We start from the raw sequence: 500 nt of genomic DNA, 5'->3' as shown, positions 1-500 counted from the left end.
CGTGCCACGCTCTGGACGAAGGGGCATGCCTTGGTGCTCTATGAAGAAATCCATCCACTGCGCCGACAGAATTCACCCCGGGTCGAGCGGGATTTCCTTTTGACGTTGAAGTCGATGCTGCCCGAAGGCGTGCGCCCCGTGATCGTGAGCGATGCGGGTTTCCGGGGGCCCTGGTTTGTCCAGGTCGAGCGACTGGGCTGGCACTGGGTAGGTCGGATCCGTGGACGGACTTTTATTTCGCTCGAACCCAGCCAGTGGGTGTCCTGCAGGCAGTGGTTTCCGAAAGCCAAGGCCACGCCCAAAATCCTGGGCCCCGGTCGGATCGTGCGCAACCGGCCCGTGGACTGTACTCTGGTGCTCTATCGCAAATCACCGCAAGGCCGCCACCAAAAGACCGTGCGCGGACCGCGCGCCAAGAGCCGTCATGCTGAGCAGTGTGCCCGTCGGGAGCGGGAGCCCTGGTTATTAGCCGCCTCGCCGTCGTTGTCTGAGCGATCCGC

At 63.2% G+C, this 500-nt stretch carries 1 protein-coding gene; it reads left to right on the top strand.

What is annotated here, in order from left to right; all coding sequences use genetic code 11:
* Positions 1 to 30 precede the first annotated feature (30 nt).
* Positions 31 to 500 (top strand): transposase family protein (locus tag RM530_RS18450; RefSeq protein ID WP_489752854.1); only part of this gene is annotated, 470 nt, incomplete at its 3' end.

Source organism: Banduia mediterranea (assembly GCF_031846245.1).
Classification (GTDB): domain Bacteria; phylum Pseudomonadota; class Gammaproteobacteria; order Nevskiales; family Nevskiaceae; genus Banduia; species Banduia mediterranea.
The sequence above is the reverse complement of the archived record's forward strand: the minus strand, read 5'-3'. Positions and strand labels throughout refer to the sequence as shown.